Source organism: Streptomyces graminilatus, from assembly GCF_001418565.1.
In the GTDB taxonomy this organism is placed as follows: Bacteria; Actinomycetota; Actinomycetes; order Streptomycetales; family Streptomycetaceae; genus Streptomyces; species Streptomyces graminilatus.
In genome coordinates, this window is sequence record NZ_LIQQ01000462.1 from 1 (window position 1) to 14,279 (window position 14,279).

Below are 14,279 nucleotides of genomic sequence, written 5' to 3' on the forward strand. Positions count from 1 at the left end.
CCAGACCGTGGTGAGCGGCGGTGGCACAGATCTGGAGATCGACTGCTGACAGTGCGCGGTGGGCGCCCTTCTCAGCAGCGCGCAGTTGAACTCGGCCGATCCACTGAGAGGCACTCTTGGGGATGGCGACGTCCTCGTAGATCTCCTCGAACAGAACCCGGAACTGCTCGTACTGGTCGAGGTTCCGCGCCGACATCAGGAACTCGGCGCGCTGCGGGTAGCACGAACGGATGTCGCCGTCGGCCGCCACCTCGCGCCAGGCCTCAGCCAGCGATCCGTCCCGCATGGTGCGCCAGAGCGCGGAGGAATCCAGCAGATAGCGTGTCACTCGGCGCGACCCTCCTCTTCAGCACGATGCGCGGCCTCGGCGCCTTCGACGTCCCAGTCTGGAGCGAGGGCGATGAACCTGTCGTAGGCAGCCGCCCGGTTCAGCCGCTTGTTGTACTCCTCCAGCGCCTTCGCCACCGCGGCGGTCTTGGTCTTGTGCCCGCCCAGGCGCTTCGCCGTCTCCAGCGCCTCGTCATCGATCTCGATGTGCGTCAGGGACATCCGAGCCTCCCGCGATGTACATAAAAGGTCACCGTCTTCCCTGTCACTGTACATACCCGCGTCCATCTCCACCCTTGCCTCGGCCCACCTCACGGCAGCCGACTCTCTTGGTTGACCCTCCGCACCCGTGCCCGCAGCACGTCCCCCGGCGCCGCCTCCCCCAGCGCCTCCGGCGGACAGTCCCACTCGCACCCCCCGCCCACGGGCCGCAACTGCACGCGCCCGCCCTCGTGCCCTATGACCTCCCCGATGCGCCCGTCACGCACATCGAGGGCGTACGTCACCTCACGCACCGCCATCGCCGCCCGCGGCCACGCCCTCCAGCACGGCGACCAGCCGCATCGCCGTACGGACGTTGCAGCGACCGAGGCTCACCAGGGCGAACGGCTCGCTGCTCGCACCGGTGACCGGGTCGACGCCCAGCGAGGGCAGGGCCACACCGACCCCGTCCAGCGCCGCCCGCAACCGCGCCACGATCTCGTCGGTCGTCAGCAGCCGCCCGTCGGACATCAGCTCCGTCATGCCCATCTCTCTCCACTCTGAGTGTTCGGGTTCTGCACACAGCGTGGCGGCCGGATGTCTAATCTGGCCACAACCGGAGTCCAACAACCCCATGTGAGAGAGAGGGAGTTGCCATGGCGGTACGTAAGAACCTCAACCCGGCAGCCTCGCCCCGGGCCTTCCTGGGCGCCGAACTGCGTCATGCCCCCGAGGCAGCGGGCCTGAGCCAGGAGCAACTGGGCGAGCCGCTCTTCCTCAGCGGTTCGTTCATCGGCCAACTGGAGGCCGGGACAAGGCGGATGCGGCACGACTACGCCGTCAAGTTCGACGAAATCCTGAACACGAAGGACTTCTTCGAGCGCAACTGCGCGGCTCTCGCCAAGTCGAAGTACCCCGAGAACTTCGAGGAGGCAGCGGAAGCGGAGGCCGTCGCGACGACGATCAGGCACTACCTCCCGCTACTGATCCCCGGCCTGCTGCAAACGCCGGAATACGCGGCAGCGCTGTTCCGCAGGTACCGACCGATGGCTTCGGAAGCCGATATCGAGGAGTTGGTGGCGTTCCGCATGGAACGTACCCACGTCCTCGACGATCCAACAACGCCGTTGTTTTGGGCGATCCTGGACGAAGCAGGGCTCCGTCGGCCGGTCGGCGGAGCGGCAACAATGGCGAAGCAGCTTCGCCACGTGGCGGAACATGGCCCGCCGTCACCGGATCATCGTGCAGGTGTTGCCGTTCAGCGCCGGAGCACACGCCGGGATGGGTGGCTCGCTGAAACTCATGGAGTTCGCGGACGCGCCCCCACTCTGCTTCATCGAGGGTATGGACACGGGGAAACTGATGGACGACCCGGCCAAGATCGCCCGCCACAACCTCACGTTCAGCCTCCTTCAGGCGGCGGCACTGCCACCCCAGGACTCGCTGGCCTTCATCGAGGCCGTGGCGCAGGCTTACGAGCATGAAGAACAACATCCGTGAGTACGACCCGAATTCGACCACCTGGTACAAGTCCACCTACAGCGGTCCGGATGGCGTCGACTGCCTCGAAATAGCTGACACCCACCCCACCCTCATCCCCGTCCGCGACTCCAAGAACCCCCAAGGCCCGAAGCTCGCGTTCCGGGCGGAGGCGTGGGGAGCGTTCGTCGAGGACGTCAAGCAGTCCCGGGCCAACTGACGCAGCCGGGAGCCCTGACTCGGGTCCGAGCTCCCGGGCCAATTCACTCCGTCGAGTGACCGTTTCCCAACAGCACCAGTATGCTTCTGGCGACATAATACGGTCGCCGCATGGACGACCTGTACGTGATCGAGTTGGAGCCCGAGGTGCAGTCATGGCTTGAGCTGCTCCCCGACAAGCACCACCGGAAAGTCGAGGAGTACGCAGAGGTATTGGCCACCCTGGGCCCGCGAACGCCTATGCCGTTCGCCCGCCCGCTGGAGGACGGTGTGTACGAGCTGCGCCCCACACTCAACGGCGTGAACACACGGATCACATACTGGTTCGCGCCGGAGCGGCGCATCGTGCTGCTCACCGTCTTCCGCAAGACCCGGATGCACGAGGCCGCCCAGGTCGACCGCGCCGTGTCCGCCCGCAAGGTGTGTGCCGACGCGCATGGACCTGCCCACATCGTGTACACCCGAGGCCAGGAAGGAGAGAGCGCATGAACCACACCCGATGGAAGCTGGCCCGAGAAAGGAAGCTGACCGAGGGAGACAACGAGTCCCCGGAGGTCAGGGCCGAGCGCGCGGAGATCCGGCTGGCCATGGCCTTCGCCAAGGCCGTGTACGACCGCCGTACACAACTGGGGCTGACTCAGACACAACTCGCCGAGCGAGCCGGCCTCAACCAGGCCAAGGTCTCCCGCATCGAAGGCGCCGACGCCGTGCCGACCCTCCCCCTGTTGCGCCGGCTGGCCCTGGCGCTCGATGCCTCCTTGAACATCGCCCTGGACGACGACCACGAGGAAGTCACCTTCATCGGCCACTCCGCAGCCTGAGGACATCGGGTCCACCACCGGCCGCCCTGATCCGCGCGCGCCTGACCAGCAAACTCCCCCCAGAACCCGCTCACGTACGGCAACCACTGCGGATGCTGGAGTGCGCGAAATGCGGCGTGCCGGGGCGGGCGGAGGCGCTGCCCGGCGGCATCTGCGGCACCTGCCAGGGAGAGGCTCCGCCCCGTTCCGCCTCGCCCCTGCCCGCCGCCGCGATCCACTCCCGCGCGGCCGGAATCCGCGCCGAGATGTCCCGACGTCGTGAAGAGAGCCGTAGGTGACCAGAACGCACCCGCACGTTCCGCAGATGCCGCTCGACGACTTCGAGGACCTGGCCTGCGGAGCGCCCGAGACCGTCTGGCTGGAGTTCGTCGGGGCAGGGTGGAGGTGAAACCGCCGTCGGACGGCAATCACAGCGAAATCCTGGTGTCGCTGCTGAGGCAGTTCGCCTCGGAGGACAGGACGTGGGACCTGTACCCGTACGCCGGGCTGTGCACGGAGGCTTCGCTGGCGGGCCGGTATCTGCCTGATGCCATTTTCGTGCGGAAGGAGCATCGCCTGGGGCGCGGCCACTGGGCGAGCCCGGACATCGTCTCGGCGGTCGTGGAAATCGTCCACCGCTCCTCGGGCAAGGACCACCGCGACCACGACGCCAAACGCACCGGCTACGCGTCCGCCGCCATCCCTGTCCACGTCCTCGTCGACCGCGACGACAACACCGTCACCGTCTCCAGCGAGCCCAGGGACGGTCGCTACCACCTGCTCGCCTCGCACGCCTGGGGGACGACCGTCCAGCTCCCCTCCCCGGTGGCCGTAGCGCTGAACACCGCGAGGCTGAAGAGGTACATGGAGCGGAGCACCGCACCATGACCCGGCCACCGTCCCACCGACGCGAAAGGCGACACCTATGACCGCTCCAACGGTCCGGAGGCACACGGCCGGGGCACCATGGTGGGAAGGAGGCGAGCCCACCATGACCTTTGGCACCAGGCGCCCGCAGATGTCCCGCGAGGACTTCGAAGAACTGGCCGACAACGCCCCCGCGAACGTACAGCTCGAATTCCTTGACGGACGGCTGTACGTCAAGGGCGACCACATCGAGGTCGAGGACTTCGAGGAGCTCGCCCGCAGGGCGCCGGAGGGCGTGAAGCTCGAACTCATCGACGGAAAACTAGAGGTCAAGCCGTTGCCGGACCAGCGTCACGGAGCCGTCGTCATGTGGCTCCTGGTCGAGTCTCTTCAGCAACGCCCCGAGTGCCGCCTGTACCCCGAACAGGGGCTCAAGGTCGGCAGCTACCGGAAAGGCCACGCAAAGGCGGACGCGGCGCTGGCCCCGCTCGACCACTTCGTGGACCAAGACGGGGAGTGGGCCGATCCGGAAGGCGTCCTCATGGTTGTCGAAGTCACCTCCCGCGACCGTGACGCCGGCCGACGCGACCGCGTCGACAAAGTGCGCGGCTACGCGGAGGCGAGCATCCCCGTGTACCTGCTGATCGACCGGGACAACGACACCCTGGTCGTGTACAGCGAGCCGAAGAACGGGATCTACCAGCAGAACCCTTCGTACCCGTACGGAGCCGTAGTCGAGCTGCCCGCTCCCGTTAACGTCACCCTCAATACGGAGAAGCTCAAGGACTACGCCGACTGAGCAGCGGCCGACCGGCATGCGGGAGGGCGGCCCCAAAAGGAGCCGCCCCCAGCAGTCGCCGTCACTCAGCCCAAGCTCAGCTCAGATCAGATCAGATCACCTCAGCTGAGTGACCCCAGCGCAGCCGCGTCGTACGCCTTCAGTTCCGACGTCCTGTCGTCGAGGACCTTCGCCGCCCACTCCGGGTCCTGGAGCAGCGCGCGGCCGACCGCGACGAGGTCGAACTCGTCGTTCTCCAGGCGGTCCAGGAGGTCGTCGATGCTCTTCAGCGGTGCGCCCTCGCCCGCGAAGCTCCTGACGAACTCGCCGTCGAGACCGACCGAACCGACGGTGATGGCCGGCTTGCCGGTGAGCTTCTTCGTCCAGCCGGCCAGGTTGAGGTCCGAGCCGTCGAACTCCGGGACCCAGTAGCGGCGCGTGGACGCGTGGAAGGCGTCGACACCGGCCGCCGCGAGCGGGGTCAGGATCGACTCCAGCTCCTCGGGGGTCTCGGCGAGGCGCGCGTCGAAGTTGCTCATCTTCCACTGCGAGTACCGGAAGATGATCGGGAACGACGCGGACACGGCCTCGCGTACGGCGGCCACGATCTCCGCCGCGAACTTCGTACGGGCGACCAGGTCACCCCCGTACGCGTCCGTGCGGCGGTTGGTGCCGGACCACAGGAACTGGTCGATCAGGTAGCCGTGGGCGCCGTGCAGTTCGACCCCGTCGAAGCCGATGCGCTCGGCGGCCACCGCGGCCTCGACGAACGCGTCGATGACGTCGTCCAGGTCCTCCTGCGTCATCTCCTTGCCCGCACCGGCGGTGCCGTCGAGCCGCAGGCCGGACGGGCCGACCGGCGGGGCGTCGACGTACGGGCCCTGCCCGGCCTCCCTGGCCATGCCGATGTGCCACAACTGCGGCACGATCGTCCCGCCCGCCGCGTGCACGTCGGCGGCGACCTTCGCCCAGCCCGCGAGCTGCTCCTCGCCGTGGAAACGCGGGACGCTGTCGCTGCCACCGGCGGAGTCGTGTCCGACGTAGGTGCCCTCGGTGACGATCAGACCGACTCCGGCGCCCGCGCGCCGCGAGTAGTACGAGGCCACGTCCTCACCGGGAACGCCACCCGGCGAGAACTGGCGCGTCATGGGCGCCATCACTATCCGGTTCGGCACGGTCAGGCCGTTCAGCGTGACCGGACGGGAGAGGATCTGGGCCGCGCGCGAGGTCTGGGCGGGGGCTGTCACGTGGGGGCTCCTCGGAAGGGGGGTGGCAGGAAATGGGCAACGGTGCAGTTGCTTGCGCATGCATCAACTACGGCCGTGCGGCCCACCATTCCGGCCGACCGGGGAGGTCTGCTGTGATCCCCGCCACTGCGCGCACGGACACGCGTCGGGAGCCCGGGAAACGCCCGAGGGCGGCACCCCCTGTTTCCAGGGAGTGCCGCCCTCGGTACGAAGGACGGTGATCAACCAGAGGTCGATCAGAAGTCCATGTCACCGCCCGGCATGCCGCCGCCGGCCGGCGCGGACGCCTTCTCCGGCTTGTCGGCGATGACGGCCTCGGTGGTGAGGAACAGCGCGGCGATCGACGCGGCGTTCTGGAGCGCGGAGCGCGTCACCTTCGCCGGGTCGATGATGCCCTCGGCGATCATGTCGACGTACTCACCGGTCGCGGCGTTGAGGCCGTGGCCGACGGGAAGGTTGCGGACCTTCTCGACGATGACGCCACCCTCGAGGCCACCGTTGACGGCGATCTGCTTGAGCGGGGCCTCCAGGGCGAGCCGCACGGCGTTCGCGCCGGTCGCCTCGTCACCCGTCAGCTCCAGCTTCTCGAAGACCGAGGAAGCCTGGAGCAGGGCCACGCCACCACCGGCGACGATGCCCTCCTCGACGGCCGCCTTCGCGTTGCGAACGGCGTCCTCGATGCGGTGCTTGCGCTCCTTGAGCTCGACCTCGGTCGCGGCACCGGCCTTGATGACCGCAACACCGCCGGCGAGCTTCGCCAGGCGCTCCTGCAGCTTCTCGCGGTCGTAGTCGCTGTCCGAGTTCTCGATCTCGGCGCGGATCTGGTTGACCCGGCCGGCGACCTGGTCGGCGGAGCCGCCGCCGTCGACGATCGTGGTCTCGTCCTTGGTGATGACGACCTTGCGCGCACGGCCCAGGAGGTCCAGGGAGGTGTTCTCGAGCTTGAGACCGACCTCCTCGGAGATGACCTCGCCACCCGTGAGGATCGCGATGTCGTTCAGCATCGCCTTGCGGCGGTCGCCGAAGCCCGGGGCCTTGACCGCGACGGACTTGAAGGTCCCGCGGATCTTGTTGACGACCAGGGTCGAGAGGGCCTCGCCCTCCACGTCCTCGGCGATGATCAGCAGCGGCTTGCCCGACTGCATGACCTTCTCCAGGAGCGGGAGCAGGTCCTTGACCGAGGAGATCTTGGAGTTGGCGATGAGGATGTAGGGGTCCTCGAGCGACGACTCCATGCGCTCCATGTCGGTCGCGAAGTACGCCGAGATGTAGCCCTTGTCGAAGCGCATGCCCTCGGTGAGTTCCAGCTCCAGACCGAAGGTCTGGGACTCCTCGACGGTGATGACGCCTTCCTTGCCGACCTTGTCCATCGCCTCGGCGATGAGCTCGCCGATCTGCGTGTCGGCGGCGGAGATGGAGGCGGTCGAAGCGATCTGCTCCTTGGTCTCGACCTCCTTCGCCTGGTCGAGCAGGGCACCGGAGACGGCCTCGACGGCCTTCTCGATACCGCGCTTCAGCGCCATCGGGTTCGCACCCGCGGCGACGTTGCGAAGTCCTTCGCGGACCAGCGCCTGGGCGAGGACAGTCGCGGTCGTCGTGCCGTCACCGGCGACGTCGTCCGTCTTCTTCGCGACTTCCTTGACCAGCTCGGCGCCGATCTTCTCGTACGGGTCCTCGAGCTCGATCTCCTTGGCGATGGAAACACCATCGTTGGTGATCGTGGGCGCGCCCCACTTCTTCTCGAGGACGACGTTGCGGCCCTTGGGGCCGAGGGTGACCTTGACGGCGTCGGCGAGCTGGTTCATCCCGCGCTCGAGACCGCGCCGTGCCTCCTCGTCGAACGCGATGATCTTGGCCATGTGAAGTGGTCCTCCCGGACTGGGGTGGATTGCTCCGGACCGCGCTGGCGCCCGCGACGGACGGCCTGCCTGCCCTGTGGTTCCTTGCACCACATGGCCTGCGGGCCTCACCCACCCGGTCCTTAGTTGTCACTCTCACCTTCAGAGTGCTAACGCCAATGATTAGCACTCGCCCCTGCCGAGTGCAAGCGGCTCTCAAAGATCCGCAGGTGAACATGGGGGTGTCGACGGGTCGGCAGACACCGCCGGGACATGTTTGGACATGCCGAAGGGCTCGTACCCCGTGAGGTCCCACGGGGTACGAGCCCTTCGAATCCTTCAACGAAGGAAGAAGAACGTCGCTGCGGTGCGCCGGCGCGTTGCTTCAGCTGGTCGCCAGGCGGACCATGTCCGCCTGCGGCCCCTTCTGGCCCTGCGAGATCTCGAAATCGACCCGCTGACCTTCTTCGAGGGTGCGGTAGCCGTCCATCTGAATCGCGCTGTAGTGGACGAATACATCCGCACCACCGTCGACCGCGATGAAGCCGTACCCCTTCTCCGCGTTGAACCACTTGACGGTGCCCTGAGCCATGCCTAACTCCCCTATTACTGGCCCTTGCACGGACCCGCACTTCGCGGATCCGGGTCAGACCTCACCCCCCAACCGGTGGGGGTGTGCGCCGGAACGCGTCGACCGCGGCCGAATGTATCTGTCCAACTGCCCTCTGCAACAGGTCAATCGGACGAGAAATCCGGGCATACCAGGTCAGCAAATATGCGGAGAATTCACGCGGATTCAGGGCAAGCCGGGCCCGACAAAGAGAACAAATAACGCAAAAGGCCTGCACACTTTGGCTACTTCTCATAGGGTCCGCGGCAGGAATCAATACGCGTGCGGTGAGCGAAATGGTGCGGCTTCCCCAACTGTACCGCGCTCAACCATACAGAATTGCCCCCTCCGCTTCTCTCGCGGAGGGGGCAATTCGATGAACTCTCGGTAATATAAATTACCGACCGTTACTACTCGCGGGTACGGCGCGGGTGCGGCGCGGGTACGGCGCGGGTATCAGCAGCCGCCCGCGACCGCGGGAATGATCGACACGCCGGCGCCGTCGGGCGTCGCCGTCTCCAGCCCCTGCTCGAAGCGGACGTCGTCGTCGTTGACGTACACATTGACGAAGCGACGCAGCTTGCCCTGATCGTCGAGCACACGGGCGGCGATCCCGGTGTGGTTCGCCTCAAGATCGGCGATGACCTCCCCGAGGGTCCCCCCTTCGGCGGTCACTTCGGCCTGACCACCCGTGTAGGTACGGAGGATGGTAGGGATGCGGACATTAACGCTCACGATGGAACCTCCGGTCAGATGACATACCTAGGGGCGCGGGGAACTGCGCGACCAGCCCCCACGGCCCGCAGACGAAAACGGGTTACACGAGACCCGCGTCGCGGAACGACTCAAGGCTGGGCCGGATCGTCGCGGTAAGCCCGATATCGGCCACGGCGTCCAGCGTCTTGAGGCCGTCCCCGGTGTTCAGCACAACAGTCGTGAGCGTCGGGTCGAGAAGCCCACTCTCGATCAGCTTCTTGGTGACCCCCACGGTCACCCCACCGGCGGTCTCCGCGAAGATCCCTTCCGTCCGCGCGAGCAGCCGGATCGCATCGACGACCTGCTCGTCGTTGACGTCCTCCACCGCACCGCCGGTACGCCGGGCGATGTCGAGGACGTAGGGCCCGTCCGCCGGGTTCCCGATCGCCAGCGACTTGGCGATGGTGTTCGGCTTCTGCGGCCGTACGACGTCGTGGCCCGCCTTGAACGCGACGGACACCGGCGAGCACCCCTCCGCCTGCGCACCGAAGATCTTGTACGGCTTGTCCTCGACGAGCCCCAGCTTGATCAGCTCCTGGAGACCCTTGTCGATCTTCGTGAGCTGCGACCCGGAGGCGATGGGCACCACGAGCTGGTCGGGGAGCTGCCACCCGAGCTGCTCGCAGATCTCGTACGCGAGGGTCTTGCTGCCCTCCGCGTAGTACGGGCGCAGGTTGACGTTGACGAAGCCCCAGCCCTCGCCGGCCGGGTCGCCGATCAGCTCGGAGCAGAAACGGTTCACGTCGTCGTAGTTGCCCTCGATGCCGACGAGCTCGCCGCCGTACACCGCGGCCATGACGACCTTGCCCTGCTCCAGGTCGTGCGGGATGAACACGCAGGAGCGGAAGCCGGCGCGGGCGGCGGCGGCGCCGACGGCACCGGCCAGGTTGCCCGTGGAGGAGCAGGACAGGGTGGTGAAGCCGAAGGCGCGGGCGGCCTCGATGGCCTGGGCGACGACCCGGTCCTTGAAGGAGTGGGTCGGGTTGCCGGAGTCGTCCTTGATGAACAGCTTGCCGGCGTCGACGCCCAGCTCGCGGGCGAGGTTGTCGGCCTTGACGAGGTGGGTCCAGCCGGGGTTGATGTTCGGCTTGGTGGCCACGTCGGCGGGGACGGGCAGGAGGGGCGCGTAGCGCCAGATGTTCGCGGGGCCCGCTTCGATGCGCTTGCGGAGCTCCTCGGTGTCGGCCACCGTATGGACGGCGAAGTCGTAGGCGATCTCCAGCGGGCCGAAACACTCCTCGCAGGCGAACACCGGACCGAGGGGGACCTGGTGACCGCATTCGCGGCAGGAGAGCGCGGCGGCGGGACCGAGATCAACGGGGGCGGCGGAGCCGGTACCGGCAGTCGCGGCGGTGACGGCGGTGTCGGCAGTGGTGCTCGCGACGGTGTGAGTTTGCGCAGCCATGGAGGCGAGGCCCTTTCTCCTCATCTTCCTCACGGCGCATCTCGCCGTGAGACGGATTTGGCACCTTCCCGAGCCGGCAGCCTCGCCACATGAACATGCGACAAGACCGGCTGGAGGGTTGCCGGGGCTTCATCGGGCCGTATCCCTCTGCCCCTCTGGATGAGCGGTATGAAGTTGTGAGTTTGTGAGCTTGTGAGGTTATGACCGCCGGTGACCCCTCGCACACGTGGACATGCGATGGTCACCCGCGTTGTTCAAGACTGTAACCGAAGGCTTGGATGGTGGTGGGAGCCGTCCGAACCGCGAGATAGAAGATCGCGCTTCCCCCCAGGCAACGTAAGGGAGAGCCGCACGTGCTGGAAGACGTCGAGCGCTGGCTGAACACTCGCTCCTGGTCCGTCGACGACCGTCCGCTGAAGAAGATAGTCGCCGCGAAGCGTTCCTCGAACGCCACGGTGAGTGTCGTACTGCCCGCGCTCAACGAGGAGGCGACGGTCGGTGAGATCGTCGCCGTCATCCGCCGTGACCTGATGCTGAAGGTCCCGCTGGTCGACGAGATCGTGGTCGTCGACTCGGGATCGACCGACCGTACGTCCGAGGTGGCCGCGGCGGCGGGCGCCCGGGTCGTCCACCGCGACGACATCCTGCCGCGCCTCCCGGCCGTACCGGGCAAGGGCGAGGTCCTCTGGCGGTCGCTCCTGGTCACCAGCGGGGACATCGTCTGCTTCGTCGACGCGGACCTGAAGGAGTTCTCGTCGGACTTCGTCTCCGGGATCGTGGGCCCGCTGCTCACCGACCCCGGGATCGACCTCGTCAAGGCGATGTACGACCGCCCGCTCGGCGAGGCGGCGGGCCAGGGCGGCCGGGTGACCGAGCTGATGGCCAGGCCCCTCCTCAACATGCACTGGCCGCAACTGGCCGGCTTCGTCCAGCCGCTCGGCGGCGAGTACGCGGCCCGCCGCTCACTCCTCGAACAGCTCCCGTTCCCCGTCGGCTACGGCGTGGAGCTCGGCATGCTGATCGACGCCCTGCACCTGGTGGGCCTGGACGCGTTGGCGCAGGTCGACGTGGGTGTGCGCAAGCACCGCCACCAGGACGGCCAGGCCCTGGGCCGGATGTCCGCCGCGATCTACCGCACCGCGCAGCTCCGGCTGGCCCGGGGCCATCTGATCCGCCCGTCGATCACCCAGTTCGAACGCGGGGAGGACGGCTTCGAGCCGCGCACGTACTCGGTGGACACGGAGGAACGCCCCCCGATGGCGGACGTGGCGGAGTACGCGAGGCGGAAGGCGGCATAGCCCGGCGGAGGCCCCGGCGGAGGCCCCGACGCAGGTCTGGCGGGCGGTTGTATACGACCGGCGCGCACGCGCATACACGACACGTACATGCGTACGTTTGATTGTTTGCGGGCCGGGCTAGGTTGAGGCGTATGGCTTCCATGGAGGGCACGCAGGGTACGCAGGGCACGACGGGTGAGCAGGCCGGTCCGGGCGACTACCGGGTGCTGGTGGCGTCCAACCGGGGCCCGGTCACGTACGACCTCCGTGCGGACGGCTCGCTGCACGCCCGGCGCGGCGGCGGCGGGCTGGTCTCCGGTCTTTCGGCGATCGGGGCGGACGCGGACTCCCTGTGGGTCTGCTCCGCCCTCGGCGACGGCGACCGCGAGGCGGTACGGCGCGGGGAGGCCGAGGCGGGCGTACGGATGCTCGCCATCCCGGCGGACGTGCACGAGGACGCGTACAACGGCATCGCCAACTCGGTGCTGTGGTTCGTGAACCACATGCTGTACCAGACCCCGCTGGAGCCGGTCTTCGACGCGGAGTTCCGGCGGCAGTGGGCGTCGTACGAGGCCTACAACCACGCGTTCGCCGAGGCCCTGGCGGCGGAGGCGGGACAGGGCGCGTCGGTGGTGGTCCAGGACTACCACCTGTGCCTGGTGCCCGGGATGCTGCGCGAGCTGCGCCCCGACCTGCGCATCGGGCACTTCTCGCACACGCCGTGGGCACCGGCGGACTACTTCCGGATGCTGCCGTACGACATCTCCGAGCAGCTCCTGCGCGGCATGCTCGGCGCGGACCGCCTCGGCTTCCTCACCCGGCGCTGGGCGGACGCGTTCACCGCCTGCTGTACGGACCTGGTCGGCGGCCTCGGGGACACGCGGATCGGGGTGCACGGGCTGGGCGCCGACGCTGACTTCCTGCGCAGGCGCGCGCACGAACCGGACGTGGCCGAGCGGATGACGGCGCTGCGGGCGGAAATCGGCGGGGACGACCGAAGGACCATCGTCCGAGTCGACCGTACCGAGCTGTCGAAGAACATCGTGCGGGGCCTGCTGGCATACCGGCAGCTCCTCGCGGACCGCCCGGAGTGGCGCGAGCGGGTGGTGCACGTGGCGTTCGCCTACCCCTCCCGCCAGGACCTGGCGGTCTACCGCGACTACACGGCCGAGGTGCGGCGCGTCGCGGACGACATCAACTCGGCCTACGGGACCGAGGGCTGGACCCCGGTCGTCCTCCACGTCAAGGACGACTTCGCCCGCTCCCTCGCCGCCTACCGCCTCGCCGACGTGGCCCTCGTCAACCCCATCCGGGACGGCATGAACCTCGTCGCCAAGGAGATCCCGGTGGTCTCGGACAACGGGTGCGCCCTGGTGCTGTCACGGGAGGCGGGGGCGTACGAGGAACTGGGCGACGACGCGATCGTGGTGAACCCGTACGACGTGATGGAAACGGCGCGGGCGCTGGAGGAGGCGCTGGGCATGGGGGCCGGGGAACGGGCGGAGCGCACGAAACGCCTGGCGGCGGCGGCGACGGCACTGCCACCGGCCCAGTGGTTCCTGGACCAGCTGAACGCGCTCAGCGACTTCGGCGACCTCAGCGACTGACGACGGACCGCCCGAGGGCGTGGAGCAGGTGGACGACGCCCGCGGGGCCGTCGACGACCAGGTCGGCGCGCTCCGCGAGCTCCGTTACGGCCTCGGTGCCGTTGCCGCTGCACACCAGCAGGCCGGGGACGCCGTTCTGGCGGAGCTTCTCCACAGCCGCGAACGCCGGGAGGTCGCCGAGGTCGTCGCCGGCGTAGAGGACCGAGGTGGCGCCGGTCTCCCGGACGTACTTCTCCAGGGCGACGCCCTTGTCCATGCCGGGCGGGCGCAGCTCCAGCACCAGGCGCCCCGGCTCGACGATCAGGCCGTGCCTGGTGGCGAGGTCGGCGAGGGGTTCCCGCAGGGCCTCGAACGAGGCCTGCGGATCGGCGGCGCGCCGGGTGTGGACGGCGACGGCCCGGCCCTTCTCCTCGATCCAGGTGCCCTGCCAGGCACCGAACCGCTCAAGGAATCCCGGCAGTTCGGCGCGGACGGAGGCGACGCCGGGGTGCGGGGCGGGGGCGCTGACCGTGCCGGTCACGGCGTCCCAGCGTTCGGTGCCGTAGTGGCCCAGGACGACGAGGTGCTCCAGCCCGGGTACGCCCGCGAACCCGCCGTACCGGACCGCGACACCAGCCGGGCGCCCGGTGAGGACGGCCACGGCGGCGACGCGGGGCGCGAGGGCGGCGAGGGCCGGAAGCGCTTCGGAGTGGGCGCGGGCCTGCTCGGGGTCGGCGACGATCGGTGCGAGGGTGCCGTCGAAGTCGAGGACGACGACGGCTCGGGCGGGATCCGCGAGCACGGCATCCAGTCCGTCACGACCGGCCTGCGTCATGGGGGTAGGCAGGGAGTCCATGCCAGCGACCTTATCGACCTGCTTCCCACCCAC

The 14,279-nt window shown here is 68.3% G+C and carries 16 protein-coding genes, 1 pseudogene and 1 riboswitch; of the genes and pseudogenes, 8 read left to right on the top strand and 9 right to left on the bottom strand.

Features of this window, described 5'->3' with window-relative positions; all coding sequences use genetic code 11:
* From AOK08_RS32755 to AOK08_RS32770, 3 genes are all read right to left on the bottom strand, one after another.
* Positions 1–328 (bottom strand): PIN domain-containing protein (locus AOK08_RS32755; protein ID WP_055532825.1); only part of this gene is annotated, 328 nt, incomplete at its 3' end.
* A complete protein-coding gene (locus AOK08_RS32760) occupies positions 325–549 on the bottom strand; it encodes a type II toxin-antitoxin system VapB family antitoxin (protein ID WP_055532826.1) in 225 nt (74 codons plus the stop codon). The genes AOK08_RS32760 and AOK08_RS32755, both read right to left, overlap by 4 nt.
* Before the next feature lie 285 nt (positions 550–834).
* Positions 835–1,071 (bottom strand): hypothetical protein, encoded by a 237-nt coding sequence (locus AOK08_RS32770; protein WP_241827188.1) that lies wholly within the window; start codon positions 1,069–1,071, stop codon positions 835–837.
* A 113-nt stretch (positions 1,072–1,184) separates the two neighbouring features.
* Between AOK08_RS32770 and AOK08_RS32775 the strand changes: the two are divergent.
* The 6 genes and pseudogenes from AOK08_RS32775 (at position 1,185) to AOK08_RS32800 (ending at position 4,692) form a co-directional block, all read left to right on the top strand.
* Positions 1,185–2,028, top strand: a pseudogene (locus AOK08_RS32775) (helix-turn-helix domain-containing protein).
* The gene (locus AOK08_RS32780; RefSeq protein WP_055532829.1) at positions 2,009–2,227 is read left to right on the top strand and encodes a DUF397 domain-containing protein; all 219 of its coding nucleotides are present in this window, start codon (positions 2,009–2,011) and stop codon (positions 2,225–2,227) included. Before AOK08_RS32775 ends, AOK08_RS32780 begins: the two are co-directional and overlap by 20 nt.
* A 110-nt stretch (positions 2,228–2,337) precedes the next feature.
* Complete coding sequence (locus AOK08_RS32785; protein WP_055532830.1) at positions 2,338–2,715, top strand: type II toxin-antitoxin system RelE/ParE family toxin; 378 nt, start codon at positions 2,338–2,340, stop codon at positions 2,713–2,715.
* On the top strand, positions 2,712–3,047 hold the full coding sequence (locus AOK08_RS32790) for a helix-turn-helix domain-containing protein (protein ID WP_055532831.1): 336 nt from the start codon (positions 2,712–2,714) through the stop codon (positions 3,045–3,047). The genes AOK08_RS32785 and AOK08_RS32790 overlap by 4 nt, the downstream gene beginning before the upstream one ends.
* Before the next feature lie 384 nt (positions 3,048–3,431).
* The gene (locus tag AOK08_RS32795; RefSeq protein WP_198539463.1) at positions 3,432–3,914 is read left to right on the top strand and encodes a Uma2 family endonuclease; all 483 of its coding nucleotides are present in this window, start codon (positions 3,432–3,434) and stop codon (positions 3,912–3,914) included.
* A gap of 103 nt (positions 3,915–4,017) precedes the next feature.
* Positions 4,018–4,692 carry a Uma2 family endonuclease gene (locus AOK08_RS32800; protein WP_241827189.1) on the top strand — a complete coding sequence of 225 codons (675 nt, stop codon included), beginning with the start codon at positions 4,018–4,020 and terminating at the stop codon, positions 4,690–4,692.
* Positions 4,693–4,793: 101 nt separating this feature from the next.
* On the opposite strand, the gene AOK08_RS32805 is transcribed toward AOK08_RS32800, so the two are convergent.
* From AOK08_RS32805 to thrC, 5 genes are all read right to left on the bottom strand, one after another.
* Positions 4,794–5,918 (bottom strand): NADH:flavin oxidoreductase, encoded by a 1,125-nt coding sequence (locus AOK08_RS32805; RefSeq protein ID WP_107101108.1) that lies wholly within the window; start codon positions 5,916–5,918, stop codon positions 4,794–4,796.
* Between the two features lie 236 nt (positions 5,919–6,154).
* The gene (gene groL / locus AOK08_RS32810) at positions 6,155–7,777 is read right to left on the bottom strand and encodes a chaperonin GroEL (protein ID WP_055532835.1); all 1,623 of its coding nucleotides are present in this window, start codon (positions 7,775–7,777) and stop codon (positions 6,155–6,157) included.
* Between the two features lie 364 nt (positions 7,778–8,141).
* On the bottom strand, positions 8,142–8,348 hold the full coding sequence (locus tag AOK08_RS32815) for a cold-shock protein (protein ID WP_019057200.1): 207 nt from the start codon (positions 8,346–8,348) through the stop codon (positions 8,142–8,144).
* 474 nt (positions 8,349–8,822) lie between these two features.
* Positions 8,823–9,101 (bottom strand): MoaD/ThiS family protein, encoded by a 279-nt coding sequence (locus AOK08_RS32820; RefSeq protein ID WP_055532836.1) that lies wholly within the window; start codon positions 9,099–9,101, stop codon positions 8,823–8,825.
* Between the two features lie 82 nt (positions 9,102–9,183).
* Positions 9,184–10,527 (bottom strand): threonine synthase, encoded by a 1,344-nt coding sequence (gene thrC / locus AOK08_RS32825; RefSeq protein WP_055532837.1) that lies wholly within the window; start codon positions 10,525–10,527, stop codon positions 9,184–9,186.
* Positions 10,528–10,544: 17 nt separating this feature from the next.
* Positions 10,545–10,693: riboswitch (SAM riboswitch) on the bottom strand.
* 187 nt (positions 10,694–10,880) lie between these two features.
* Here thrC and AOK08_RS32830 point away from each other — a divergent pair.
* Together AOK08_RS32830 and AOK08_RS32835 are read left to right on the top strand one after the other, a co-directional pair.
* Positions 10,881–11,825, top strand: coding sequence for a glucosyl-3-phosphoglycerate synthase (locus tag AOK08_RS32830; RefSeq protein ID WP_055532838.1), 945 nt, complete (start codon positions 10,881–10,883; stop codon positions 11,823–11,825).
* Between the two features lie 140 nt (positions 11,826–11,965).
* Positions 11,966–13,411, top strand: coding sequence for an alpha,alpha-trehalose-phosphate synthase (UDP-forming) (locus tag AOK08_RS32835; protein ID WP_079054413.1), 1,446 nt, complete (start codon positions 11,966–11,968; stop codon positions 13,409–13,411).
* Here the strand turns inward: AOK08_RS32835 and otsB are convergent.
* On the bottom strand, positions 13,401–14,246 hold the full coding sequence (gene otsB, locus AOK08_RS32840; protein WP_055532839.1) for a trehalose-phosphatase: 846 nt from the start codon (positions 14,244–14,246) through the stop codon (positions 13,401–13,403). The genes AOK08_RS32835 and otsB overlap by 11 nt on opposite strands.
* Positions 14,247–14,279: the final 33 nt, after the last annotated feature.